Genomic DNA, 25,393 nt, shown 5'->3' with positions numbered 1-25,393 from the left:
CGAAAAAGCCGGTTCAATCGGTTGAGTATCGGCCCGTCTAGACCATTGGCCAATCTGGTTCAAGAAATAGGATTTCGCCCACCCCGGGCCAAGAGTGGCCGATTTGAGTTAATCTTTCTGCGTTTTCCCAGCCACCGCCAGCCCGTCGGGCCGCTTGTCGGCTTCGCCGGCGCGCCGCTTGTCGGCGTCGCCACTGCGCCGCGAGCGCGACTGTGCCTTGCGCTTCTGCAGATTGGCCCGCAATTGCTCGGCAAGCCGGTCCTTGCGGTCCATGCCGCCCGTTTTCGCTGGAATCGTCTTGTCGTTCATCATCCCGTCCAAGCCGGCGACCGGCCAGCCCGTCCCTCAGGCATAGCCAACATTGTGGCACGGCCATGTCATCGAAAGCTATCCGGCAAAGGCTTTCACAGTTGCGTTGTTCTTGGCCTTGCGCTTGTCGATTCGATATGGCAGAAGCCCCGCCATCGGCGGCTGCGGTAGCTCAGTGGTAGAGCACTCCCTTGGTAAGGGAGAGGTCGAGAGTTCAATCCTCTCTCGCAGCACCAGATTTCCCGAAACCAGAACCGTCCGTCACGCCAGCGCGCTGGAAACCGTGGATAGCCCGTGGCGTTTGTTCCTTTCGCGCTGCCGGGATGATCTAGTGTGCGAATCCGCTTTGGGCAGGTGCCAAGGGCCGCAGATGCAGATATTCGAGGCCATCAAAAGCGATCTCTACCGCTATACACGCCGAAGCGACGCCAAGACATTGTGCCGGCAATACCTGACCAATCGAGGCTTCAACTACATGGTCTGGCATCGGATCGCGCAGTCGGACAGTTCCGTGCTGCGTCGGATAGCCCGGCTCTTCGTCTCCTTGAAGATGAGGAAATTCGGCATCCAGATTCCCGTGGAGACAAGGATCGGTCTTGGCTTTTACATCGGCCATGGCGGCCCCTGCGTGGTTCATCATACCGCCACGATCGGCAACAATTGCAACATTTCCCAGTATGTGACGATCGGGGCGACGCTCGGCAAATCCGCTTCGATAGGGGACGAGGTCTATATCGGCCCGAGCGTATGCATCGTAGAGGACGTCACCATCGGCAGCCATTCGCTTATCGGCGCCGGTGCTGTCGTTACCCGGGATATTCCAGCCGGCAGCACGGCGGTCGGGGTTCCCGCGCGGCCGATCGACAGGGCCCGGCGGCACAATTTCATCACCAATCGCTGGCCGCCGGCGGCGTGAGCAGCCGGATGGCACGGCCGGGCACGACACGATTCGTTAACCAAGATGCTGTTCTTCGATAGTATGTATCGTGGATGGCCAACATGCCCGCCCGGTCAAGCAATCGCCGGAGAGAGCGCCGAAAGGCAGGCTCTCACCGGCAAAGACGTCAATTCGCCCCAAACAGGAACGATGTGCAAGGCATGAACGTGATTGAAAGCGATGAGAAAGCGCCCGGCGGTTTGAGCTGGTGGACACGGTTGCCGGCCTTCGCGGTCGCTTTCTTCTGCATGTGCATCACCGATGCGTTCGCCGAAACGCGCGCTCTCAGGATTCAGCATCTTCATACCGGCGAGAAGGCCGAGATCGTCTTCAAGCGCAATGGACGCTACGATCAGGCGGGATTGAAGAAGATCAACTTCATGCTGCGCGACTGGCGCCGCAACGAGCCGACCAGGATGGACCCGCGCCTGCTCGATCTTGTCTGGCAGGCCTACCGGGCCAGCGGTTCGAGCAGCTACATCCATGTGGTCAGCGCCTATCGCTCGCCGGCGACCAACGCCATGCTGCGCGGCCGCTCGAAGGGGGTGGCCAAGGAAAGCCAGCACATGGTCGGCCGCGCCATGGACTTCTTCCTGCCGGATGTGCCGCTGAAAAAGCTGCGCGACATCGGCCTCAAGATGCAAGGCGGCGGCGTCGGCTATTATCCGACCTCCGGTTCGCCCTTCATCCATATGGATGTCGGCAATGTGCGGCACTGGCCGGGCATCAGCCGCCAGGAACTCGCCAGGGTCTTCCCGAACGGCAACACGCTGCATGTGCCGAGCGACGGCAAACCGATGCCTGGCTACGAGCAGGCGTTTGCCGCCTATAAATCGCGCAAGGCGGCCGGCACGCCCAATATAGAACTGGCCAGCGCCGATGGCGGCCAGCGCCGGCCGGCGCGTGGCCTGCTGGCGACGCTTCTGGGTGGGCGCGGCGCGGACGAAGCCGATGATGCAGCCGAAGCGGCGCCCGTGCCGCGCAAGCCGGCCAAGCCGGTCGAATCCAGCCCGGCACCGAAGATCGCCATCGTGGCGCCGGAGGCAGCCCAACGGGCGGACATTCAGATCGCTTCCGTCGAACCGGCTGAAGAACCGCCAGCCGGGCAGACGACGCCTGAAGCAATTGTCATGGCGATGGCGCCCGGCGCCGTTCCAGTGCCCGCTTTCGCGCCGCGCGCCGAGGCCAGTATCCCGACCCCGCGGACCGTGCCGTTCGCGATAGCCAGCGCCTCCCAGGCGCGGGACGATCTGGTGACAGCGACGCCTTTGGCAACCGCCGCCGCGAGTCCGGCGGGCAAGCCGGATGCCGCCGCGAGCATCGCTCCCGAGATCGTGGCGCGGGGCGTTCCCGTGCCGACCTGGCGGCCGGAAGGCCAGGTCGTCGCGGCGCTTCAGCCGGAGACAGCCAAACCGGCCGACGCGATCGGCGTCCTGCTGGCCCTGCATCATGCCGATGACGGTCTCGATCCGCTGGCCGGTCAGCGCATCGCTGTCCCGGCGTCGAAACCCCAGGATCGTGCCGGAGCCAGCCCGAAGGCCGACCGTGTCAAGCCGCGTCTCGATCCCAGGGTCACCGCAATCATAGTGCCGGCGGCGACCAGCCGGGAGACAGGTCTGGGCAGCGCGGGAGCAGGCTCGGCGGCGGCGCCGATCATTGCCGCCAATTTCATCCGCACGGCGCCGGAGCAGGTCTATCTCGACGGATTCCGGCCGCGCGGACAAACGTCCGACCATCGCCGCTTCACCGGCTCCGCGGTCAAATTCCTGCCCATCGCCAGCTTCAAATAAGTCGACGATTCCGCTCTGTAAGATATTTTCCAAATTTGACAATCAGGCATGAAATTGTAAGATAATCGTCTCCCCGCAGCGAGAGGCGATGACCATGTCGATCCGCGAAGAACTGGCCAACACCACCTTGGCTTTCACGTCGGCGGAAGAAAAGATCGTTCAGGTCCTGCTCGCCGATTATCCCATGTCGGGCCTGGGAACGGCGACCCGGCTGGCGCGGCGCGCGGGCGTCAGCGACCCCAGCGTGACGCGGCTGATGACCAAGCTCGGCTATGGCGGCTTTGCCGACTTCCAGGCGCGGTTGTTGACGGAAGTGGAATCCCGGCTGCATTCGCCGCTCCTGATGATGGAAGCCAAGCGTCCGGGCGGCTCCAGCGAAGGCACCGCGCTTGCCTACTTCCATTCAGTCTCGGACAGTCTGGAGCGTACCCGCACGGCGGTGCCGCTGCAGGCCTATACGCGTGCGGTCAACCTGTTGCTCGAGACCAAGGGCCAGGTCGTGCTGCTCGGCGGCCGTTTCAGCCGCCATATCGCCTCCATGCTTGCAGGTTATCTCCTGCAGTTCCGCTCCGGCGTGCGCGACATCGGTTCGCTGAGCCCGGCCGATTTCGACCTGTTGATCGACCTCGGCAAGCGCGATCTCCTCGTCGTCTTCGATTACCGGCGCTACCAGTCGGACGTGGTGAGCTTTGCGCAGCAGGCGCATGAACGCGGCGTCTCCGTCCTGCTGTTCACCGATGTGTGGCTGTCGCCGATATCAGACATCGCCGACCTGACCATGGTCGCGGCGATCGACGCCAATTCGCCTTTCGACACGCTGGCGACCGCCGTGGCCCAGATGGAGACCGTGTTCGCCCATGCGTTGGAAGGCCATGGCGCCGGGGTGCGCAAGCGCATCGAGGACATCGAGAAGATCCGCAGCGCCAATGCCGTCACGCTCGATGCCGCGCTATCCCCGTCCGACACCGAAACCACCAAACCAAGAACCCCCAGGAAATAGCGTCGAAGCCCCCTGGGCGGCGATGCGAGGAAGGAACAATCATGGCCGACACCAAGACCGTCATCGATGCCGTGCAGGCTGAGATCGAGGCCGACCGCGAGTGGCTGATCGGGCTGGTCCGCGACATGGTCCGCATCCCTTCGGTCAATCCCAAATTCGAAGCCAATCCGGCCATCAACCGCGAGGCGGATGTCCAGGCGCTGCTCGAGCCGATCCTCAGGCAGGATGGCTTCCGCACCGAGCAGTGGGATGCCTTGCCCGGCCGGCCCAATCTGGCCGGCGAATGGGCTGGAGATGAGGACCGCAGCCTGATCCTGTGCGGACATATCGATGTGGTGCCAGTCGGTGAGATGAAAGACTGGTCCGTCGATCCGTTCGGTGGCGAAGTCACCGATGGCCGGCTCTATGGCCGTGGGGCGGTCGACATGAAGGGCGGTGTCGCGGCCTGTGTCGCCGCCGCCCATGCCATCCGCAAGGCCGGCATCACGCTGCAGGGCCGGCTGGCGATCCATTCCGTCGTCGACGAGGAAGCCGGCGGTTTCGGCGCCATGGACGCGGTCAGGAAAGGCAAGCTCGCCAAGGCGGTGCTGGTCGCCGAGCCGACCTGGGGCGATGTGCTGCCGGTCGAGGGCGGGCTTGAATGGGCGCGGGTGACGATCCGTGGCCGCAACGCGCATTCGGCGCTGCGCTACAACGAAATCTACCCGCAGCGGCATGACAAGGACCGGCTGAAGCCCGGCGTCAACGCGATCGAGATCGCGGCACGGTTCATTGCCGCCGTGCGCCAGTACGAGCTCGACCGGACACGGGCAAGGGCCCATCCGCTGCTGCCGGTCGGCATGAACACGATCAACATCGGTGTCATGCATGGCGGAACGGGCCTTGGCGAGCACGGCTTGCCGACGGTGATGACCAATCCGGCCATCATCCCAGACGTCGCCGTGCTCGATCTCGACATGAAATTCCTGCCCGACGAAAACTCGGCCGAATACCGCCGCGACTTCGAGGCCTTCGTCCATCACTTCGCGCAGACCGACGCTTGGCTGCGCGACAACCCTCCGACCATCCAGTGGGAACTCGGCGGCTTGCATTTTCCGCCCATGAACACGCCGGTCGACCATCCGCTGGTAACGTCGCTGATGAAACGCAAGGCCGCTATCGGCAAGGCGCCCAAGGCAAGCGGCTTCGTCGCCGTCTGCGATGCCGCGCATTATGCCGGGGCCGGTGTCGACGGCGTCATCTTCGGTCCATCGGGCGACGGCTTCCATGGCGCCAACGAATATGTCGAGATGGAATCGGTGGTCGAGACCGCCAAGGTCATCGCCGCCTCGGTAATCGACTGGTGCGGTATCCGCTGAGGCGTTCGAAGGCGCTCAGGCCGGGCGTTTGATCCGCCCGGCGACAGCGCCCCATACGGCCTTGATCATGCCGGCCAGCCCGCTCGGATAGGCGAGCATCACGCCGATGATCAGTACTGCCGTGATCATCGGCCGCCATGCTCCGAAATCGGCCATCCACTCGGCGAAGATCGTCAGCACGAAGGAAGCGACAATGGCGCCGTAGATGGTGCTGGTGCCGCCCAACAGAACCATCGACAGGATGATGGTCGCCAGGCTCATGCCGAACACGTCGATCGAGGCATTGCGCTGGTAGGCGGCGTAGAAGGCGCCGGCGATGCCGGTGAAGAACGCGCTCGCGGCAAGCGTCAGCATGCGCTGGCGCACGATCGAGACGCCGCGGCTGATGGCGTATTCCTCATTGTCGCGCAACGCCACGATGCTGGCGCCGGTGCGCGAGCGCACGAACACCCGCAGGAACAAAGTGCTTGCCACCAGCAGCGCCAAAGCGATGTAGAAATAGGCTGACTTGGCGTCGCGGACCATGTTGTGGTCGAACCAGTAGAGGCCGGGGATGCGCACGATGCCTTGCGTGCCGCCGGTGATCTCGGACTGGCTGAGGATCACCTGCATGACCAGCTGCGCGAATCCGAAGGTGACCAGGATGATGTAGATGCCCTTGAGCCGCAGGATCGGGATGGTCACCACGATCGCGGCAAGCGTGGCGATGACACCGCTGGCCAAAAGCGCAATCCACGGGTCGAGACCGGCCAGCTTGGTCAGCAGGCTGTAGGCGTAGACGCCGATGCCGAACAGCGCCAGATGGCCGAAGTTGAAGACGCCGCCATAGCCGAGGCTGAGATCCCAGTTCGACGCCACGATGGCATAGATGAAGGCCATGATCAGTATGTGGCGGGCGTAGGTGTCGCCGAAGATCAGCGGCAGCAGCGCCAGCACGGCGAAACCGAGCACGAAACCGACGGCCTCGTGTTTCCATGGCGTTCGGCCGGGCGCAACCGGGGTTGCCGTCGCCATATGGGCCTGTGTGATCGGCGAGGTCGTGTCGGTCATGCGAGGCCTCGCGAGCGGCTGGCGAAAATGCCCTCGGGGCGCACCATCAGGGTCAGGATCAGCACGCCGAACAGCAACGCCGGCGTCCAGTAGAGGCCGAAATAATAACTGCAGGCGGCCTCGAAGAAACCGATCAGATAAGCGGCGAAGATCGGTCCCGATATGCTCGATATGCCGCCGAAGACGACGACGATCAGCGCCTTGAGCAGCGGGTCCGACCCCATCACCGGCGACATGAAGCGATAGCCGCCCATGAAGATGCCGGCGAGCCCTGCCAGCGAGGCGGCGATGGCGAAGGCGAGCCCATAGAGGGCCGTGACGTTGAGGCCGACCAGATGGCTGGCGTCCTCGTTCTGCGCCACGGCGCGCAACGCCAGTCCAAGCCGCGTGCGGTTGAGGAACATCCACAGTGCGGCCAGGATCAGCGGCGTGATGACGATGATGGCGATCTGGTGCAGCGAAACGCCGACGCCGCCGATGGTGGCGTTGCCGTCGATCAGCGCGGGGATCTGCTTCGAGCGCGGCCCCCAGATGGTCAGCGCGCCGTTCTCGATCAGCGATCCGGCGGCCAGTGTGGTGATGACCACGACCAGCACGATGTTGGGGCGGCCGATCAGCGGCCGCACGACGCTTGCCTGCAATATCCAGCCGACACCGGCCATCACGACGACGGCGACCGGGAAGGCCACTGCCGCCGGCAGGCCGAGTTCGACCAGTTGCCAGGCGACATAGGCGCCCAGCATCATGAACACGCCATGACTGAAGTTGAACACGCCGATCGTCGTCCAGACCAGTGCCAGCCCGACCGCCATCATGGCGTAGAGCGAACCCTGGAACAGGCCGCCGAACAGGATTTCCGCCAATGCGCTCATGTCCTGATTCCTAATGGCCGAAATACATCGACATGATCTCGCCATGGTCGAGGCTTTCGCCCGGCTTGATCTCGGTCGCCACCGCGCCGTGATTGACGAGGTAGAGTTGCTGGGTCAGTTCCAGCAGGAACTCGATGTCCTGCTCGACGACGATGAGCGGCACGCCGCCGCGCGAAATGTCCATGACGGAAGCGCAGAGCTCGTCCTTGATCTTGGGCGCCAGCCCAAGCGTCGGCTCGTCGAGGATCAGCAGGCGCGGATGGCTCATCAGCGCCGTGCCGATCGATACCATCTGGCGCTCGCCGCCCGACAGCGTGCGCACCCGCTGGCGCCAGCGTTCGGCCAGTTTCGGGAACAGCTTGATCACCTTCTCGCGGTTCTCGGCCTCGTGCGGGCGGGCGCGCGATGAATAGGCGCCAAGCGCCATGCAGTCGGCGATGGAGAGATCGGGAAACAGCCGGTTGCCCTGCGGCACATGGATCAGGCCGGTGCCGACGATGGCGCGGGCGCTCAAGCCGGCAACATCCTGTCCGTCGAACAGGATGCGGCCGCTCTTGGGCTTCAGCAGTCCCGAGATCGCCCGCAGCAGCGTCGTCTTGCCGTGGCCGTTCGGCCCGAACAGGCCGACATTGCCGAAGCGGCCTGCTTCCAGCGAAATGTCATGCAGCACTGTGACGCGGCCATAGCCGGCGGTGACGCTTTCGACGGTGAGGATGGGATTCACGCCACCGCCCTCCTTGTTCCGAGATAGGCTTCGATGACGCGCGGGTCGGCAATCACATCAGCCGGCTTGCCGGCGGCCAGCACGCGGCCATTGTTGAGCACCAAAAGATGCTGCGACAGGCTCATCAGGAAAGTCAGCACATGCTCGATCAGGAGGATGGTGATGCCGCGTTCGGCGGTGCGGCGGATCAGCCCGATCGACGTCTCGATCTCGGGCTTGGTCAGGCTCGATGCCGGTTCGTCGAGCAGGAGCATGCGCGGCCGCATGGCGATCGCGGTCGCAAGCATCAGGCATTTGCGTTCGAAAACGGAAAGCTCGCCCGCCAGCCGCCCGAAGGAGCCACTGCCCAGCCCGACGAACTCCAACGCCTCGGCCGCCGCGTCCCGAGCCGCTGCCGCCGCCTTTTCCTGCTTGCCGTAACTGGCGCCGATCAGCGCGTTCTCGAACACGGTCAGCCCGTCGAAGCTGGTCTCGCGCTGAAAGGTGCGGGCAAGGCCAAGGCGCGCGATGGCATGTCCGGATTTGCCGTTGATCGCGGTTCCGTCAAAGCGGATGTGGCCCCTGTCCGGCCCGAACGGGATGCCGGTGATGATGTTGAACAGCGTGCTCTTGCCGCTGCCGTTGGGGCCGGCGATGCCGAAAATCTCGCCGGCCTCGACCTTGAACGACACGCCGTCGACGGCCTTCAGCGAACCGAAGGCCTTCGACACGTCGTCCAGTTCAAGCAGTGCCATTCCTCACTGCATCCAGGGCTGCGGCTTGAAGGCGCCGGTGGCGTATTTCTCCGGCGAGATCAGCGTGCGCTGGCCGTCCCAGATCTGGAAGAAGGTGATCGGAATGTAGTCGTCGCCCTGCGTTGCAAGATGCGTGGCAGGGTCGAATTTCAGCCGGCCTTCGGCGACCTGCTTGTCGGTCTCCGACAGCGCCTTCATGATCGCGGCATGGTCCGATGCGCCGCCGACCTTCTTGACCGCGTCGAAATAGACATTGGTCATTTCATAGAGGCCGACACCATAGGTGCCGCTCTCCACGCCGTATTTCGCCTTGAACTTGGCCGCCACCTCGTCGGCGCGCGGGTTCTTCGGCGTCGTCAGCGCGCCGCCGAGGAGGTTGTAGATGACGCCGTTCGACTTCTTGCCGGTCAGTTCGACGAATTCGGGTACGCTCGGCGCATATTGCAGGAAGACCAGGCTCTTCGTCGGCTGCTCGAGGAACTGGTTGAGGAACGACGCCGAATTGCCGGGCAGATAGTCGGTGTTGATCACCACGTCCGGCACGTTCTCGCGCACCTTGGCCAGGATCGAACGCCAGTCGGTCACTTCGCCGAACGGCACGATCTCGTCGACGGTGATGGTCCAGCCCTTTTCCTTGAAGGTCTTCTTCATGCCTTCGGAGATCGTCTTCGAATAGGCATTGTCGGAGGAGATGATGGCGACCTTCTTGGTCGGCAAGGTGATCTTGCCGTCGGCGGCGAGCTTCTCGACGAACAGGGTGACGTCGGTATTGTAGGCGTCGAAGGACGGCGTCAGCGACCAGCAGCACATATATTTGTCGGGGTTCGGCGCGATGATGTCCTTGGTCTGCTGCGAGGTCGCCGCCAGCATGTAGGGCATCTCGGCCTCGGCCATGTTGTCGATCTCGAAATTGGTCAGGCTGGCGTAGCCGGTCAGCATGAACTGGACGCCGGGATCGCCGAGCAGGCGCTCGACCGCGCTGGTGACATTGCCGGCGGACTGATCCTTGACGTCGCCGACAACCAGTTCGAACGTGTTGCCGGCAACGCCGCCGGCGGCGTTCGCCTCGTCGATCGCCATCTGTACGCCGCGCTGGAACTCCTGGCCGTCGGCCGCGGCGGGACCGGTGATCGGCGCGAGCAGGCCGATCTTGACGACATCGGCGAAGGCGGGGGCGCTGGCCGTGGCGAATGCCGCGATCATCGCGGTGCTCATCAGCATATGGCGGATTCTGTTGCCTGCGGATTTGGATTTCATCGTGCCGTTCCCTGTTTTCCTCCCGTTCATCGGGAGTTGGATAATTGACAATCTACGCATAATTGTTCTTATTTGAAAAGGATTTTTCAATGCAACCTGACCGGGAAGATGGTTCCCGCAAAGGTATAGAAGCCGTGGCGCTTTGCTGCGCACCTGCACGAAAACAAGGCAATTCCAGACGGAGCGGACCCATGACGACCTCGCAGAAGACCCTTGAAACCAGCCACGGCAGGATCGCCGTTCGCGAGAGCGGCGGCAAAGGCACCGCCGTGCTGCTGATCCACGGCAATTCGTCTTCCGGCGCCGTGTTCCGCAACCAGCTCGAGAGCCCGCTCGGCGAGCGCTACCACATGATCGCCCCCGACCTTCCTGGCCACGGCGCGTCCGGCGACGCCGTCGATCCCGACCGCTCCTACAGCATGGAAGGCTATGCCGACGCGATGACCGAAGTGCTCGGCCTGCTCGGCGTCGGCAAGGCCGTCGTCTTCGGCTGGTCGCTCGGCGGCCATATCGGGCTGGAGATGATCGACCGCTATCCCGGCCTGCTCGGGCTGATGATCACGGGCACCCCGCCCGTAGCACCGGAAGAGGTCGGCAACGGCTTCAAGCCCAGCCCGCATATGCACCTGGCCGGGCAGGAGAGCTTTACCGCCGTCGATGTCGAGGCCTATGCGCGCAGCACCTGCGGCGAGCCGTTCGAGCCGTTCCTCCTCGATACAGTGGCGCGCACCGACGGCCGTGCGCGGCGCCTGATGTTCGAGAAATTCGCCGCCGGCACCGGCCGCAACCAGCGCGAGATCGTCGCCGGCAAGACGCCGACGATCGCCGTCCTCAACGGCATCGACGAGCCGTTCGTCAATACGGACTTCGTCTCGGCCGTGAAGTTCTCCAACCTGTGGGAAGGCAAGGCGCATCTGCTCGACAAATCGGGCCATGCGCCGTTCTGGGATTCGCCCGATCGCTTCAACCCGATCTTCGTTCGCTTCCTGGAAAGTGTCGACAAGGGCTAGGACGCCGGGAAGCTACGCCACCGACCAACCGCCATCGACCATTATGTTGGCGCCGGTGATCAGCGACGCCGCCGGCGAGGCGAGGAACACCACGGTGCCCGCCACGTCGATCGGATCGCCGATGCGGCCGAGCGGGATGTGGCCCAGCACATGGGCGTGGAAATCCGGTTCGGCCAGTGACGGCCGCGTGCCGTCGGTCCAGATGAAGGTCGGCGCCACGCTGTTGACGGCGATCTTGTGCTGCGCCCATTCCGCCGCCAGGCAGCGCGTCAGATGGTTGATCGCCGCCTTGGTCATGCAATAGATCGCCTCGCCCTTCAGCGTCACCGTGCCGGCCTGCGAGGAGATGTTGATGATGCGGCCCGATTTCTGCGCGATCATCAGCCGCCCGACCGCCTGCGTGGTGAAGAACGTGCCCTTGAGGTTGACGTTCACGGTGAGGTCAAAATCCTCCTCGGTGACGTTCTCCGCCAGGTTCTCGGGTCCGAGCCCGACATTGTTGACCAGGACGTCGATGCGGCCGAAGGCGGCATGCGCGTCGGCGACGCCCTTGCGCACCGTGGCGAGATCGGTCGCGTCCATCTGCACGGCAAGCGCCCGCCGGCCCAGGCCTTCTATCTCGGCGGCAAGCTCTGCCCCGTCCGCCTTGCTGCGCACGCCGACCACCATGTCGGCGCCGGAGCCGGCGCAGGCCAATGCACAGGCGCGGCCGATGCCGCGCGAGGCACCGGTGACCAGCACCACCTTGCCGGTCAGATCGAATTTCGGCGTGTATTCGGACATCGCAAATCTCCCCATCGAAACCCATGACGCCGAGACCCGTCCGGCCGGCGGCGACTTCCTGCCGAACACTAATCGCTCCCGGCGCGAAAGCCAGCCGGCATCGCAGCGGTCCCAATGGGAACACCTGATGCACCCTGACTTGCCATCCGTTGGTCATCATGATGCCATCTCTTCGGGAAAGATCGCGTCTTGCGGGTTCCGGGGTGGGCGATGCGGCTTGGGTGGGTAGCAGTCGAAACGATACGCATGCGCGTGGCGCTTGTCGCCGCGCTGGTGCTCTGTCTGTGCGCGCTGGCACCGGCGCTGGCCGAAGAGCCCAAGGCGCTGAAGGGCGTCGCGCTGATCATCGGCCAGTCCGACTATCAGCATGTCGGCAAACTGCCCAATCCCGAAAACGACGCCCGCGCCATCGAGGAAATGTTCGACAAGCTCGGCTTCGAGACCGATGTCGCCACCAATCGTGACGCGCGCAAGCTGAAGCGCGATCTCGAGGGTTTCGTCGACGATGCCGAAGGCGCCGACGTCGCCGTCATCTACTATTCGGGCCATGGCATCGAGGCCGGCGGCGAGAATTTCCTGGTTCCCGTCGATGCCGATGTCTCGGCGCTCGACGATGCCGGCCAGAAGCTGGTGCCGCTGTCGTCGATCGTGGCCGAACTGAAGGCCAAGGTGCCGGTCACCATCGTGCTCCTCGATGCCTGCCGCAACGATCCGTTCCCGCCGGGCACATTGCTGAAGCTGGCCCCTGATGACCAGGGCAAGCCGATCGGCGCCGGCGGTCTTGGCGAGACGCGCGGCGTCGTAGCGCTGAAGAGCAACGCTCCTTCCCAGGGCTCGGCCGACGACAGTCTTGGTCAGGTCATCGGTTTCGCCGCCGAGCCCGGCAAAGTGGCGCTGGATGGTCCAGCCGACGGCAACAGCCCCTATGCGGCGGCAATCCTGCGCCACATCGACACGATGGGCGGCGAGGAATTCGGCACCGTGCTGCGCATGGTCGGCGAGGAAGTCTATCTCAAGACCAATGGCCAGCAGCGGCCCTGGGTCAACGAAAGCCTGCGCCGGCTGCTCTATTTCGGCACGCCGGCCGAGGCTCCCAAGGGCGACGAGGGTGAAATCCTCACCGAGCGCCGACAACTCCTGCTCACCATCTCGGCTTTGCCCGATCCCCAACGCCGCCAGATTGAAAGCATATCGCGCGACGGCGGCGTGCCGATGGACGCGCTCTATGCCATGCTGAAGACGCTCGGCACCGACACGCCGAAGGACCCGGCCGAGCTCGACAAATTGTTGCGCGGCCAGACCGAGCGGCTGAAGCAGGTGCTGGCCGAACAGGCGGCCTTGAAAAGCCAGGACCCTGAGATCGTGAGGCTCTCCAAACTGGCCGATCAGGCCGTGCAGGAAGGCGCGCTGGATGCCGCTAAGAAATTCCACGAACAGGCCAAGGCGCGCGTCGGCGAATTGTCCAGCACCGTCGACAAGGCCGAAGCCGATCTCAAGGCGCGCCGTCTGGAATTCGCGGCGGTTTTTGCCAGCAGCGCCAAAACCTACGAGCTGTCCTTCGATTACCTGAAGGCGGCGCAGGACTATGCCAAGGCCTTTGACGAGGCGCAGAAATGGAGCGAGGAGGACGCCTGGTACTACAAGGGCGCGGAAGCCGAAGCGCTTTCCAACCAGGGCGCGTTCTCCGGTGACAACGCCTTCCTGCTGCAGGCGGTCACGGCCTATGAAAAGAGCCTGACCTACGTGTCGTCCGAAAAGAAACCGCGGCAATGGGCAGCCACCCAGAACAACCTTGCCACGACGCTCTCGACGCTTGGCGAACGCGAGGCCGGCCGCGACAACCTCGACAAGGCTGCCGCCGCCTTCAAGCAGGCGTTGACCGTCTATACGCGCGATGCCTATCCCGATGATTGGGCGTCTACCTCGGGCAATCTCGGCACGGTCTACTGGCGGCTTGGCCAGCGCGAGAACGGCACCGCGCTGCTCGACAAGGCTGTCGCCACATTGCGCGCCGCGCTCGAAGTGCAGGGCTCGAAGAAGGTGCCGCTCGAATGGGCGGCGACGCAGAACAATCTCGGCATCGTGCTGTCGGAACTCGGTGAGCGCGAAACCGGCAGCGACAGCTTCAAAGCCGCGATCGAGGCGCACCGTGCCGCGCTGACCGAATATAGCCGCGAGCGTGTGCCGCTCGACTGGGCGTTGAGCCAGGTCAATCTGGGTGCCGCCCTGTTTCGCCTCGGCGCGCGCGACAATGACGTCGCCACGCTGCAACAATCCGTCGCCGCCTACGAGGCGGCGGCCGGGGAAATGACCAGGGAGCGCGCGCCGGCGCAATGGGCGACGATCCAGAACAATATGAGCTCGGCGCTGGAGACGATCGGAGAGATCGACGGCGATATTGCCACCTTGCAGCGGGCGAGACAGGCAGCGGAGGCGGCACTCTCCGTGTGGACCCGTGAGCACGCGGCGGCAAGCTGGGCCAACGGCCAGCTGACGCTTGGCAACGCCTTGCAACGTCTCGGCGACAAGCAGGACGACAAGGATCTGCTGCTGCAGGCCGCAACGGCCTATCAGGCGGCCCTTTCCGAGTACCCGCGTGAAAAACTGCCGCTCGACTGGGCCTCGCTCAAGCAGAATCTCGGTTCGGTCTACGCCACGCTTGGCGAGCGTGACACCGGCATCGATTATCTCCAGCAGTCGGTGGCCGCTTATCGCAGCGCCGCCGAAGTCTACACCGCCACCGCGGCGCCGACGGAATTCGCCTCGATCGAGCATGGCCTTGGCGGCGCGCTGTCCAGCTGGGGCGATCGTGCCGCCGACAAGTCGATCCTCGAACAGGCAATCGCCGCCTATGACGCGGCACTCACGGTGCGGAGCAAGACGAGTGCTCCGAAGGACTGGGCCAAGACGCAATACCGGCTCGGCGCCGCGCTCTCCATGCTGGGCAATTCAGCTGACGGCCCGACCGAGGCGCTGCAGCGCTCGGTGGTCGCATACCGCGCGGCGCTGGACGTACAGACTGCCGACAGCGATCCGGAAGCCCGGGCGGCAACGCAATGGGGCCTCGGCTTCGCGCTGCTTTTGCTGGGCGACCGGATGCAGGACGGCAATGATTTCGCCCAGTCGGTCACGGCGCTTGAGGCGGCCTTGCCGGCTTATGATCCGGCGACCGCTGCCGGGGATCGCGCCCAGCTCCAGGGCGATCTCGGCAACGCCTATTACTATCTCGCCGGCAGCAGCAAGGATCCCTCGCTCTACGCGAAGGCGGCCACGGCGCAAGAGGCGGCCCTTGCCTTCTACGCCACGCAGCCGGACCGCACGCGCTGGGCGTCGATCCAGAGCGATCTCGGCAATGCCAGGATGATGCAGGCAAGTGCCGCTTCGGATCCCGATGCGATGGCGAAATCCGTCCAGGCCTATGAAGCGGCGCTCACCATCATCACCCCCGACCGGGACAATGGCGGCTGGCTGCGCAACCAGGCCAATCTGGCGAGCGCCCTGTCGACGCTGGGCTACTGGCGCAACGATGTCGCCTTGCTCGAGCGTTCGGCCGGCATCTACCGGACCATCCAGGCCACGCGTAGCCGGGCCCGTGATCCCGAGCGCTGGGCGGCCACCCAGGCGAGCCTGGCCAATGTCCTGAGCATGATCGGCGGGAAGGAACCGTCCGCCGCCGTGTTCGACGAGGCGATCACCGTCAACCGGGCGCTCGCCGAGCAGGTCGACCGCGACCGCGATCCCGAACGCTGGGCCAATCTGCAGAACGAAGTCGGGTACAACATGACGCTGGCCGGCCGCGCCGAGAACAATGTCGCCCGTTTCGAGGAGGCGGTGCCGATCCTGCGCGAGGCGATCGCGGTGCAGAAGAAGATCAATGCCGTGCCTGGCATCGCTTTCACGCAGGACAGCCTGTGCGACGTGCTGACCGATCTCGGGGCCGCCCGCAAGGACAAGGCGCTGGCCGAGGAGGCGATCGCCGCCTGCCAGGACGCGCTGGTCATCTTCCGTGAGCGCAAGATGGACGACCTCACCGCCGGTTCGGAGAAGAACCTTGCCGAGGCACAGGCCCTGCTGGCCGCGTTGCATTAGAGGCGGGCAAGTCCGCCGTCAGCAAGGTTTCGTTGGCATAGGGGAGCCGTTCCCTGCTATGGCGCCGGTATTCCGGGGCATCCGTCCGCCCTCATGGAGCATCCGATGACCATACTCACACGCCGCGCACTTCTCAGAACGGCGGCGGTTGCCGGCCTGGGCGGGGCCGGGCTCGCCGCCATGGGCCGGCTGGGCGGCTGGGCCGCGACGCCTGAGCCGATAGAGCTGCGAACGGCGAAAATCCAGGCCAGGCTGATGGATGGAGGCCAGACCAACAACGTGCTGACCTATGGCAATGCCGGCATGCCGCCGGTGATCAGGATGAAGAAGGGCGAACCCTTCGCCGCGCGCCTGGTCAACGCCATCGACGATCCCACGACAATCCACTGGCACGGCATCCGCGTGCCGAACAAGATGGATGGCGTGCCGTTCCTGGTTCAGCCCTATGTCTACACCGGTGACCATTTCGACTACGTCTTCACCCCGCCGGACGCCGGCACCTTCTGGTATCATCCGCACTGCAACACGCTGGAGCAGATGGGCCACGGCCTGACCGGCGTGATCGTTGTGGAAAACCCGAACGATCCGAAATTCGATGCCGAGATGGTGCTCAACCTGCGCGACTGGCGGCTCGGCGACGACGCCCAGTTCATCGACCAGTTCCGGCCGCGCGATGCGGCAAGGACCGGCACCTATGGCACGGTGCGCACGGCCAACTGGCTCGACCAGCCGCAATATGACGCGCCCGCCGGCGGGCTGGTGCGGCTACGGGTGGCAATATCAGATGTGACCCGCATCTACGCCTTCCGCGTCGACGGCGCCGAGGCCGAGGTCATCGCGCTGGACGGCAATCCGGTGCCGCAGCGCTTTTCGCCCGACGCCTTGCTGCTCGGGCCGGGGCAGCGCATGGAACTCGCCGTCCGTATGCCCGATGACGAGGGCGCGATCGTCGGCCTGCGCGACGTCAGGGGCACCAAGCCCAAGGTGCTCGCGACGCTGCGCGCGACGGGCAATTCGCTCAAGCGGGACATCCGTGATCTTGCGCCCCTGGAAATGAATCCAGTCGCGGAGGTAGATCTCTCCAGCGCCCAGCATATTGCCCTCTCGCTCAGCGCCACGGCGGAAAATGTGCCGAGCGACAGCATATGCGGCACGCTCGGCTATTCTTTCTGGGCCATCAACAAGGTGCCGTGGCCGGGCGACACGCCGGATCCGACAGCGCCGCTCGCGGAACTGAAGCTCGGCAAAAGCTATGTCATCGACATGGAGAACCTGACGCCGCAATCGCATCCGATGCATCTGCACGGCATGAGCTTCAAGGTGCTGTCGTCATCGACGCGTCCGGTGCAGCCGCTTATTTCGGACACCTATCTCATCCAGCCCAACGAGAAGGTGAGCCTCGGCTTCGTCGCCGACAATCCCGGCGACTGGCTGCTGCATTGCCACATCATCGAGCACCAGAAATCGGGCATGACGAGCTACGTCAGGGTGGTCTGAATCACTCCACGGGCAAGCCGCGTCGTGCGTGATCTACTTGCGCAGTTGCGCCTCGATCTCGTCGAGCACCTTGTCCTTGCCGATACCGGTGAGGAAGGCGAGGCCCTTGATGACCGGCTTGGTGACCGAAGCAGAGATCGGCGTGGTGGCGACGATGAAGTCGACGCTGTCGGCCAGGCCCGGCACTTCGGTCGCCTTGGCCTGCTGGGCGTTGAAGGTGAGGCCGCGCTTTTTCATCGCCTCGGTGACAGCGACATTGACCGCCGTCGAGGTGGCGATGCCGGTGCCGCAGGCAAAGAGAATTGTTTTCTGTCTGGACATACTGCTTCTCCCTGTTTCAGCCGAGCACGGCACGCACGTCGTCAAGGCTTCTGGCCGACCTCAAGCCGTCCAATGCATCTGGGTTCTGGATGGTCGCCATGACGGACTGCAGCGCTTCAATCTGCTTGTCCTTGTCGTTGATGGCAAGCAGGAAGACGAAGCCGACCTGCAGCTTCTCATCGGGGTCTTCCATGTTGGCGAAGGTCACCGGCTTTCTCAGCGTGCCCATTGCGATACCGGGCCTCAGCACATGTTCTGGGTCGGTGTGCGGCACCGCGACATTGTCGGCGCGCTCCAGCGGCAGCCCGGTCGGAATGGTCATTTCGCGGCGCACGACCGCGTCGGCATAGGAGCTTTTGACATAGCCGAGAGCCTCGAGCCGGCCGGCGAGGATGCGGATGATCTCCTCATTGGTCGAAGCGTCGGATCCGAGCACGATGGCATCGGGATCCAGAAGCTGCATGAGGCCGTCGGACATGTTCTGCTCCGTCTATAAAAGTCGTGCGCCCGAGGCGGGCGCACGACCGTTTCAAAATCAAGACGCGATGGCGCTCAGGCGGTGCCTTCGGCCGGCTCGTCCTCGGCGCCCGCGGCCCGCTCCCAGCCGAGCGTATTGCGGCGGTAGAGCAGGAACAGGGCGGCGATGACCACTGCGATGAGGATGATGCCGGCAAGCCCGAGCCCCTGGATCGCCTCGATGATCACATAGGGAACCCACAGGAAGCCGTCGACCACCGAGGTGATCTGCAGCGCGTCCGCCGGCAGTTTGAAGCCCGATGCGACGGCGGCACTGGTGAACAGCGGCGCCAGTGCGTTGGCGACGTAGAAGCCGATCGCCAGGGTGACGGTGCCGATCACCACCATGCGGAACACATTGCCTTTGACCAGCGGCGCCGTCATGGCGACGATGAAGGGAATGACCGCAAGGTCGGCGAACAGGATGACGCGGTTGCCCGGCAGGATCACCGACAGGATGATCGCGATCGGTACCAGGATCAGCGACGACGAGATCGCGGCGGGATGGCCGATCAGGATCGCCGAATCGAGGCCGACGAGCAGCTCGCGGTCGCCGGTGCGCTTGCGCACGAATTCCTGCGCCGCGTCGGAAACCGGAAGCAGGCCTTCCATCAGGATCTTCACCATGCGCGGCAAAAGCAGCATCACGGCCGCCAGCGTCATGCCGGTGCCCAGCACCTTGGCCAGCACCGTGCCGAGGTCGCCCGCATTGTAGAAGGCGATGGCGCCGAGCACGAGGCCGATGATCAGGCCAAGCACGACCGGCTCACCGAACACGCCGAAGCGGCGCTCGATGGTTTCGGTGTTGATGTTGATGCGGTTGATGCCGGGAATGCGGTCCATGATCCAGTTCAGGATGATGGCGATCGGCAGGATCTGCGCAGAGGCGAGGTGCGGCACCGAGATGCCGGGCACGCCGTAGAACTGCTGCACCGCGCGCGCCGACCAGTCTGCGAACAGCAGCGACAGTGCCGCGACGAGTGCCGCGATGGCGATGCCGTAGGCCAGATTGTCGGTGGCGGCGACGACGAGCGAGCCGACGAAGGCGAAGTGCCAGAAATTCCACACGTCGACATTGAGCGTGCGCGTCATGCGCGTCAGAAGCAGCACGATGTTGACCAGGATGCCGACAGGGATGACCCAGAGACCGACCGACGAGCCGAAGGCGATCGCGGCGGCCGACGGCCAGCCGACATCGATGATGTCGCGATGGATGCCTGTGTTGGTGACGATGGCCTTGGCCACGTCGCCGATCGACGTGAACATCAGGCCGAGCACGAGATTGATACCGATGAAGGCGACGCCGATGGTCACGGCGGCGCGAAACGCCTTGCTGACCTTGGCACCCAAGACCACGGCAATGATGAAAATGACGATCGGCAGCAGGACTGTCGCGCCGAGCGTGTCGATGGCCCCCTTGAGGCCAGCGAGTAGAGTATCCATTCTTCCTCCCCTGGAGCCCGAGCCCTCGGCTCGCAACGCCCCTTGATCTCATCCAACGCCTTCGCCGCCACCTCGGCGCGAAGGCACTCCCCGGTCTGCCACGCCGCGAATGTTCTCCGATCCGTCGTCTCGGTGAACATTTGCCTTTGTTGGCAAACGAATGTTTTATTGGGGCTGTTCACGGCAATGTCAATTGGCAACCCTTTGGGCCAATAATTCGCGGCGAATGCGCCTTATCCCGGTGATTTCGTTGGAAATCGCCGGTCGCGGGCGGTTTCGTTGGCACAGACGACCTGTCCCTGCTAATCCGGCGCCAAATCAAGAAGCTGTGGACATCCCGTATGACCAATGTCGCCTTGACCGGACTTGCCCGCGATCTTGCCAGACGTGCCGCCGAGGGCCGCCCGGTGCGCATCGGCGTCATAGGCTCCGGCGAGATGGGCACCGATCTCGTCACGCAGGGCATGCTGATGCCGGGCATCGCGGTCTGTGCCGTCTCGACCCGACGCCCGCACACTGCGCGAGATGCCGTCCGCATCGCCTATGGCGACGACGCGATGGCGGTCGAGGCCGAGAGCGCCTCGAAAGTCACAGCGGCAATCGAGGCAGGAAAAATCGCCATCACCTCCAACGAGATGCTGGTCACCAATCCGCTGATCGACGTCGTCATCGACGCCACCGGCAAGCCCGGCGTCGCCGCCGATTTCGACCTGAAAGCCATGGAGCACGGCAAGCATCTGGTGATGATGAATGTCGAGGCCGACGTCACCATCGGCTGTTATCTCAAGCAGCAGGCCGACCGGCTCGGCGTGGTCTATTCGGTCGGCGCCGGCGACGAGCCGTCGAGTTGCATGGAATTGATCGAATTCGCGTCGGCGCTCGGCCTGACCATCGTCTCGGCCGGCAAGGGCAAGAACAACCCGCTCAACCACGATGCCGTTCCCGACGACTATCGCGAGGAAGCGATCCGCCGCAACATGAACCCGCGCATGCTGGTCGAGTTCGTCGACGGCTCCAAGACCATGGTCGAGATGTGCGCCATCGCCAACGCCACCGGGCTGGTGCCCGACGTGCCCGGCATGCATGGTCCGAAGGCCGACCGCGACGACTTGGTCAAGGTGCTGATCCCGCGCGAGGATGGCGGCCTGCTGCTGAAGAAGGGCGTCGTCGACTACACCATCGGCAAGGGCGTCGCGCCCGGTGTCTTCGTCATCGTCGAGGCGACGCATCCGCGCATCGTCGAGCGCATGGACGATCTGCATATCGGCCACGGCCCCTACTACAGCCTGTTCCGGCCCTATCACCTGACGTCGCTGGAAGTGCCGCTGACCGCCGCGCGCATCGTGCTGTTCGGCAAGCCCGACATGGTTCCGCTGCCGCGCCCGGTGGCCGAGGTCTGCGCCGTCGCCAAGCGCGATCTCGCCGCCGGCGAGACCTTCGATGCGATCGGCGAGACCTGCTATCGCTCCTGGACCATGACCGTCGGCGAAGCCCGCGCCCAGCGCGCCGTCCCCGTTGGCCTGCTGGAAGGCGGCAAGGTGCTGAAGCCGGTCCGGAAAGGCGAATTGCTGACCGCCGACAACGCCGCGCCCGACCAGTCGACCAGGCTGTTCGCCCTGCGTAAGCTGCAGGATGAGATGCTCAACGGAAGCTAAAACTGCATCGGGCAGCCAGCCTCTCTGGCTTTGTCATGACAGGTTCACTATATTGTAGTGACAACGGCCTGAGGCTTCCAGAATGAATCTCCAGATCAGAGACCCGCGCGCCCGTGACCTCGCCCGGCAGCTTGCCGAAAAGCGAAAGATTTCTATGACGGAGGCGGTAATCGAAGCGCTCCAGTCCGAGCTTGAGCGCGAACGCGAACAGGTTCCGCTGACTGAACGGCTGGCCGCTATCGCGAACGATCTGAAGGCCAAAGGAAGAAGCGGCGGTAGGGATTTGACCAAGGATGAGATCGACGAGATGTGGGGACATTCCTGATGTTCATCGACACTTCGGTGGTGGTCGCCATCCTCGCCGCAGAGGAAGACGCCGCCGAGTGGAGCCGACGGATCGGGCAGGCCGCGGTACGGATAACTTCTCCGCTGGTCGTGCTTGAAGCGGCGATGCGGCTTTCATCGAAATTGGTGGTGGAACCGCTCCTCGCTGAAAAGGCGATAGAGGACTTTCTACGTGAGGCCGCAATCGAGGTGCTTCCGATCGAAAGCGGAGATGCCAGGCTAGCGATCCAGGCCTTTGCGGACTATGGCAAAGGTCGCGGCCATCCGGCTCAACTCAATCTCGCCGATTGCTTGTCATATGCATCGGCAAAAGGCCATGGGATGCCCTTGCTTTACAAAGGCAAGGACTTTTCCCACACCGATCTGGCTTGAGCACTGCTTCCACAACCCTAGCTCAGCTACGGCTGACACGGCCTGGTCACGAGCAGGAGCAGGCCGGGTTCCTGCTATCCTGACGTCTTACGAAGCGCCCGGTTCACTTCCCCAGTTCGATCGACCGCAGCCGCGCCGCTTCCACCGCTTGCGTAAGCAGATTGGTCAGCCGGTCCTCGCCCATCAGCACGCCGAGCGCCGCCGCCGTCGTGCCGTTGGGGCTGGTCACCTGCTGGCGTAGCACGCCTGGGTCCTCACGGCTCTCGGCGGCAAGCGAGGCGGCGCCGTAGACGGTCTGCATGGCAAGCAGCCTGGCGGTCGCCGCCGGCAGCCCTGCCTTCTCGGCAGCGACGGAGAGCGCTTCGATGAAGTGGAAGATATAGGCAGGCCCCGATCCCGAAACGGCGGTGACGGCGTCCATCAGGCCCTCGTCGTCGATGGTGGTGACTTCGCCGCTGGCCGAAAGCAGATCGGCGACGAAGCGCTTGGCGTCGTCGGAGACCAGCTTGTTGGAAAACACCACCATCATGCCCTTGCCGATCGCGGCCGGCGTGTTGGGCATGCAGCGCACGACAGGCGCGCGGTCGCCGAGGATCTCCTCGAAAGTGGCGGCCGGCGTTCCCGCGGCAATGCTGACGAAGGTCGTGCGGCCGTCGCCGAAGCGCTTGTAGGCAGCGGTGACGTCACGGATAACCTGCGGCTTGACGGCGATGACGACCAGGTCGGGGACAGCATCGGCCGGAATGGCTCCGGCTTCCGCCGCCGTGCCGCAGCCCAATGCAGCGGCGCGGTTGCGCAGTTCGGCATTGGGTTCGACCACGAACACCGCCGACGGCGCGAGCTTGCCGGACTTCAGCCAGCCCGAGAGCATGGCGTACCCCATATTGCCGCAGCCGGCGAGAACAAGCCTGATCGTCATCGAAAGCCCTCCGAGGAAAGGCCATGACATAGACGCTCGCGGATCGGTGGGGAAGCCCTCTCAGGGCTGGCGGGCGGGCAAGCGCGCCGGAAGCGGCCGCAGCGACACTTGCCTGAGGCCAAGCACGCCGAGCACGAAGAACAGCCAGACAGGATCGCCGCGATGGAAGAAGAAGCTTTCGAGGAAGGCGTTGAGCGCGGTGAACAGCACCACCATCATGAAGAAATCGCCGAGATAGATGTTCTCCTTGCGCAGCGGAATGCGCATGTAGTCGCGCAGCGGCGCGATGAGGAAAGTGTAGACCGCCACACACAGGGCAGGGATGCCCATCAGCACGGCGATGTCGAGATAGCCGTCATGGCCATGCACGATGGTCCTGATGTCCCAGGGCCGGTCGAAGGGCTGGTCCTGGTTGAACAGCAGCGGCGTGCCCCAGAAGCTTTCATAGCCGTAGCCGGTCCATGGCCTCTTCGCTAGCATCGAGCCGGCGAACTCCCACAGCGTCGTGCGGCCGGTATAGGTCAGGTTGGGAAAGTAGACCGCCGCTAGGTGCTTCACCGGCGGCAGGAAGACGATGCCCAGCGTGCCGACCGCGGTCGCCATGATCGCCAGTGCGAACAGGACCGGCGTGCCCAGCCGCATGCCCATCAGGCTCGGAAACATCACGATCAGGATCGAGAAAGGCACCAGCCCGGCGGTGGTCTTGGAGCCGGTGTGCAGCATGAAGATCATCGCCGCGCAGAAGATTCCCGCCCCCCACCAGCGTTGCCCGCGCCGGTAGAGATAGAGGCCCGCGAAGCTGAAGCAGGCCATGATCGGGCCGGCGATGTTCTTGTGGGTGAACACGCCGCGCCACAGGCCCGCATGTTCAGGCTCCTGCGAGTCGGCGGTGTGCATCGCCTCGTGCGGAAAGACGATCAGGCCGAGATAGGACAGGCCCATCACCACGACGGCGGTGAAGATGATCACCCTGGAGAAGGACTCGGCGTCGCGCGGCAGTGCCAGGATCGTTGCCATCGTCAGGATGCCGATCATGGTGAAGGACGCCGCGCGCATCGCCGAGGGCGGGTCGGTTGCCAGCACCACCGACAGGAAGAAGAAACCCAGCATCAGGATAAAGGACGGGCTGAGCAGCGAACGCACGATGCGCGGATCGGCGAAGGCCATCAGCGCGAAGATCGAAACGGCGCCGAGCGAACCGAAGCCGAGCTGGTTGACGATGTCGCCGCCGTCGCCGGTGAGTTCGGCGCCGGCCGGCTGGAACGGGCGGAACGACACCATGATGACGGTGAACAGCAGCGCCGCGATCGCGGTCGCCACGCCGTCGCGCGTGAACGCGGCGCCGAGCGGGGCGCGCTCAGTTTTTCTCAGGCTGGCGGTATTGCTCATTGGCATATCCGAATTCGGCCATCACGCGGCCGAGCGCCACATGGACGGGATAGATGGCGATCGCCGGCGATCCGGTCCGCGCCAGCCGCGTGATGCCGCGAAGCGGTGAGGCGGCAAGCAGCGCCAGGCTCTTGGCGAACACTTTTGCGCCGGACAAAGGCGTGCCCGCGCGCCTCTTCTTTTCCACCAGCGTCGAGATGACACCGTTGCGCAGGCTGCGGGCACGGATCCAGTCGGCCTCCAGGCGCCGCGCCGGAACGGTCTCCAGCACCTTGGCCTCGGCGCACCAGCCAAGCACGAAACCGCGTTGGGCCGACCGGCTGAGAAAGTCGGAATCGCCACCGCCCATGAAATTGAATCGGAGGTCGAGGAACGGCGGCCCCATCGCGGTCAGCACGTTGTGCCCGACCAGAAGATTGCCGGACGAATAGAGCGCGGGCACTCGTCCCGTCTCCCGGTAGGGGGGCGCGAAGACAGGGTGCTCGGCCCATCTCGCCTGCGCGGGATCGGCAAAGACGGGCACTTGCGGGCCGCCGACGATATCGGCGCCGAGCGTTTCGGCGGCAGCGCACATTCGCTCCAGCCATTGCGGATCGGCGATCTCGTCATCGTCGATGACCAGCAGATGCCTGAAGTTCGGGAAGTGCAGGATCGCCGTCTGCCAGCCGGCATTGTAGGCGCTGCAATTGCCGCGTTCATGCGCGATGATGACCATGCCCTGCATCTCGCCGCGCTCGAACAGCGGCAACACGGCCTTGGCGCCCTGCCGCGCCTCGGCCTCGTTTTCCATGATGATGACGGCAAAGCGCCTGCCGGTTTGCTGCGCGCGCAGCGATGCCAGCGTTTCCAGCACCTGTTCGGGCCGCTTGAAGGTCGGCAAGGTGACGATCGCCTCGACGCTCTCCACGTCAAGCCGGGGAGACCGTCCAGCGATCGATACCGAACCGTCCAGTGACAAAGCGATCATCCGTATCCAGCCGAGTTTAGGGGTCTGGTAGCATCACGGTGATAAGGTTTCGTTAA

At 64.3% G+C, this 25,393-nt stretch carries 23 protein-coding genes and 1 tRNA gene; 11 read left to right on the top strand and 13 right to left on the bottom strand.

All coding sequences use genetic code 11. The annotated features are described in order from the left end of the window. Positions 1–108: 108 nt before the first annotated feature. Positions 109–309 carry a hypothetical protein gene (locus FJ967_RS09950; protein WP_140731540.1) on the bottom strand — a complete coding sequence of 67 codons (201 nt, stop codon included), beginning with the start codon at positions 307–309 and terminating at the stop codon, positions 109–111. Between the two features lie 161 nt (positions 310–470). On the opposite strand from FJ967_RS09950, the gene FJ967_RS09945 reads away from it, so the two are divergent. The 5 genes from FJ967_RS09945 (at position 471) to FJ967_RS09925 (ending at position 5,394) form a co-directional block, all read left to right on the top strand. Next, positions 471–545, top strand: a tRNA-Thr gene (locus tag FJ967_RS09945). Between the two features lie 134 nt (positions 546–679). Next, positions 680–1,225 (top strand): serine acetyltransferase, encoded by a 546-nt coding sequence (locus FJ967_RS09940; protein ID WP_140731539.1) that lies wholly within the window; start codon positions 680–682, stop codon positions 1,223–1,225. Between the two features lie 182 nt (positions 1,226–1,407). Further along, the gene (locus FJ967_RS09935; RefSeq protein ID WP_181175757.1) at positions 1,408–3,036 is read left to right on the top strand and encodes a DUF882 domain-containing protein; all 1,629 of its coding nucleotides are present in this window, start codon (positions 1,408–1,410) and stop codon (positions 3,034–3,036) included. Between the two features lie 94 nt (positions 3,037–3,130). Then, positions 3,131–4,036 (top strand): MurR/RpiR family transcriptional regulator, encoded by a 906-nt coding sequence (locus FJ967_RS09930; protein WP_140731736.1) that lies wholly within the window; start codon positions 3,131–3,133, stop codon positions 4,034–4,036. 41 nt (positions 4,037–4,077) lie between these two features. Next, complete coding sequence (locus tag FJ967_RS09925) at positions 4,078–5,394, top strand: ArgE/DapE family deacylase (protein WP_140731537.1); 1,317 nt, start codon at positions 4,078–4,080, stop codon at positions 5,392–5,394. Between the two features lie 15 nt (positions 5,395–5,409). Here FJ967_RS09925 and FJ967_RS09920 read toward each other — a convergent pair whose 3' ends face one another. Genes FJ967_RS09920 through FJ967_RS09900 form a run of 5 tightly spaced genes read right to left on the bottom strand, consistent with a single transcriptional unit; the run spans position 5,410 to position 10,031 of the window. Beyond that, positions 5,410–6,444, bottom strand: a complete 1,035-nt coding sequence (locus FJ967_RS09920) for a branched-chain amino acid ABC transporter permease (protein ID WP_140731536.1) — start codon at positions 6,442–6,444, stop codon at positions 5,410–5,412. Next, entirely contained in the window at positions 6,441–7,316 is an 876-nt protein-coding gene (locus tag FJ967_RS09915) for a branched-chain amino acid ABC transporter permease (RefSeq protein ID WP_056566011.1), read from the bottom strand. Before FJ967_RS09915 ends, FJ967_RS09920 begins: the two co-directional genes overlap by 4 nt. Before the next feature lie 10 nt (positions 7,317–7,326). Continuing rightward, positions 7,327–8,040, bottom strand: a complete 714-nt coding sequence (locus FJ967_RS09910; RefSeq protein ID WP_140731535.1) for an ABC transporter ATP-binding protein — start codon at positions 8,038–8,040, stop codon at positions 7,327–7,329. Beyond that, the gene (locus FJ967_RS09905) at positions 8,037–8,774 is read right to left on the bottom strand and encodes an ABC transporter ATP-binding protein (RefSeq protein ID WP_140731534.1); all 738 of its coding nucleotides are present in this window, start codon (positions 8,772–8,774) and stop codon (positions 8,037–8,039) included. The genes FJ967_RS09910 and FJ967_RS09905 overlap by 4 nt, the downstream gene beginning before the upstream one ends. 3 nt (positions 8,775–8,777) lie before the next feature. Next, a complete protein-coding gene (locus FJ967_RS09900; protein ID WP_140731533.1) occupies positions 8,778–10,031 on the bottom strand; it encodes an ABC transporter substrate-binding protein in 1,254 nt (417 codons plus the stop codon). 191 nt (positions 10,032–10,222) lie between these two features. Here FJ967_RS09900 and FJ967_RS09895 point away from each other — a divergent pair, with 191 nt between their 5' ends. Then, complete coding sequence (locus FJ967_RS09895) at positions 10,223–11,041, top strand: alpha/beta hydrolase (RefSeq protein WP_140731532.1); 819 nt, start codon at positions 10,223–10,225, stop codon at positions 11,039–11,041. Positions 11,042–11,053: 12 nt separating this feature from the next. Here the strand turns inward: FJ967_RS09895 and FJ967_RS09890 are convergent, their stop codons facing one another. Then, the gene (locus tag FJ967_RS09890; protein ID WP_140731531.1) at positions 11,054–11,824 is read right to left on the bottom strand and encodes a 3-oxoacyl-ACP reductase family protein; all 771 of its coding nucleotides are present in this window, start codon (positions 11,822–11,824) and stop codon (positions 11,054–11,056) included. A gap of 246 nt (positions 11,825–12,070) precedes the next feature. Between FJ967_RS09890 and FJ967_RS09885 the strand changes: the two genes are divergently transcribed. Both FJ967_RS09885 and FJ967_RS09880 read left to right on the top strand, forming a co-directional pair. Beyond that, on the top strand, positions 12,071–15,913 hold the full coding sequence (locus FJ967_RS09885) for a caspase family protein (RefSeq protein WP_181175755.1): 3,843 nt from the start codon (positions 12,071–12,073) through the stop codon (positions 15,911–15,913). A gap of 105 nt (positions 15,914–16,018) precedes the next feature. After that, the gene (locus FJ967_RS09880; RefSeq protein ID WP_140731529.1) at positions 16,019–17,410 is read left to right on the top strand and encodes a multicopper oxidase family protein; all 1,392 of its coding nucleotides are present in this window, start codon (positions 16,019–16,021) and stop codon (positions 17,408–17,410) included. A 33-nt stretch (positions 17,411–17,443) separates the two neighbouring features. On the opposite strand, the gene FJ967_RS09875 is transcribed toward FJ967_RS09880, so the two are convergent. The 3 genes from FJ967_RS09875 to FJ967_RS09865 all read right to left on the bottom strand — a co-directional run bounded on the left by FJ967_RS09875 (position 17,444) and on the right by FJ967_RS09865 (position 19,690). Continuing rightward, a complete protein-coding gene (locus FJ967_RS09875; protein WP_056566028.1) occupies positions 17,444–17,731 on the bottom strand; it encodes a PTS sugar transporter subunit IIB in 288 nt (95 codons plus the stop codon). 16 nt (positions 17,732–17,747) lie between these two features. Continuing rightward, on the bottom strand, positions 17,748–18,209 hold the full coding sequence (locus FJ967_RS09870) for a PTS sugar transporter subunit IIA (RefSeq protein WP_140731528.1): 462 nt from the start codon (positions 18,207–18,209) through the stop codon (positions 17,748–17,750). A 74-nt stretch (positions 18,210–18,283) separates the two neighbouring features. After that, positions 18,284–19,690, bottom strand: coding sequence for a PTS transporter subunit IIC (locus FJ967_RS09865; protein WP_140731527.1), 1,407 nt, complete (start codon positions 19,688–19,690; stop codon positions 18,284–18,286). A 341-nt stretch (positions 19,691–20,031) separates the two neighbouring features. Here FJ967_RS09865 and FJ967_RS09860 point away from each other — a divergent pair, with 341 nt between their 5' ends. From FJ967_RS09860 to FJ967_RS09850, 3 genes are all read left to right on the top strand, one after another. Next, complete coding sequence (locus FJ967_RS09860) at positions 20,032–21,345, top strand: NAD(P)H-dependent oxidoreductase (RefSeq protein ID WP_140731526.1); 1,314 nt, start codon at positions 20,032–20,034, stop codon at positions 21,343–21,345. Positions 21,346–21,427: 82 nt separating this feature from the next. Further along, on the top strand, positions 21,428–21,670 hold the full coding sequence (locus tag FJ967_RS09855) for a type II toxin-antitoxin system VapB family antitoxin (protein WP_140731525.1): 243 nt from the start codon (positions 21,428–21,430) through the stop codon (positions 21,668–21,670). Next, positions 21,670–22,062, top strand: a complete 393-nt coding sequence (locus FJ967_RS09850) for a type II toxin-antitoxin system VapC family toxin (RefSeq protein WP_140731524.1) — start codon at positions 21,670–21,672, stop codon at positions 22,060–22,062. The genes FJ967_RS09855 and FJ967_RS09850 overlap by 1 nt, the downstream gene beginning before the upstream one ends. Before the next feature lie 103 nt (positions 22,063–22,165). On the opposite strand, the gene proC is transcribed toward FJ967_RS09850, so the two are convergent. From proC to FJ967_RS09835, 3 genes are read right to left on the bottom strand one after another with little or no spacing between them, the layout of a single operon-like run. Then, positions 22,166–22,981, bottom strand: a complete 816-nt coding sequence (gene proC, locus FJ967_RS09845) for a pyrroline-5-carboxylate reductase (protein ID WP_140731523.1) — start codon at positions 22,979–22,981, stop codon at positions 22,166–22,168. 60 nt (positions 22,982–23,041) lie between these two features. Then, positions 23,042–24,370: an O-antigen ligase gene (locus tag FJ967_RS09840; protein WP_140731522.1), complete on the bottom strand. Its 1,329-nt coding sequence runs from the start codon at positions 24,368–24,370 to the stop codon at positions 23,042–23,044. Further along, the gene (locus FJ967_RS09835; protein WP_140731521.1) at positions 24,339–25,337 is read right to left on the bottom strand and encodes a glycosyltransferase; all 999 of its coding nucleotides are present in this window, start codon (positions 25,335–25,337) and stop codon (positions 24,339–24,341) included. The genes FJ967_RS09840 and FJ967_RS09835 overlap by 32 nt, the downstream gene beginning before the upstream one ends. Positions 25,338–25,393: the final 56 nt, after the last annotated feature.

This window comes from Mesorhizobium sp. B2-3-4, assembly GCF_006442315.1.
GTDB lineage: Bacteria > Pseudomonadota > Alphaproteobacteria > Rhizobiales > Rhizobiaceae > Mesorhizobium.
The sequence above is the reverse complement of the archived record's forward strand: the minus strand, read 5'-3'. Positions and strand labels throughout refer to the sequence as shown.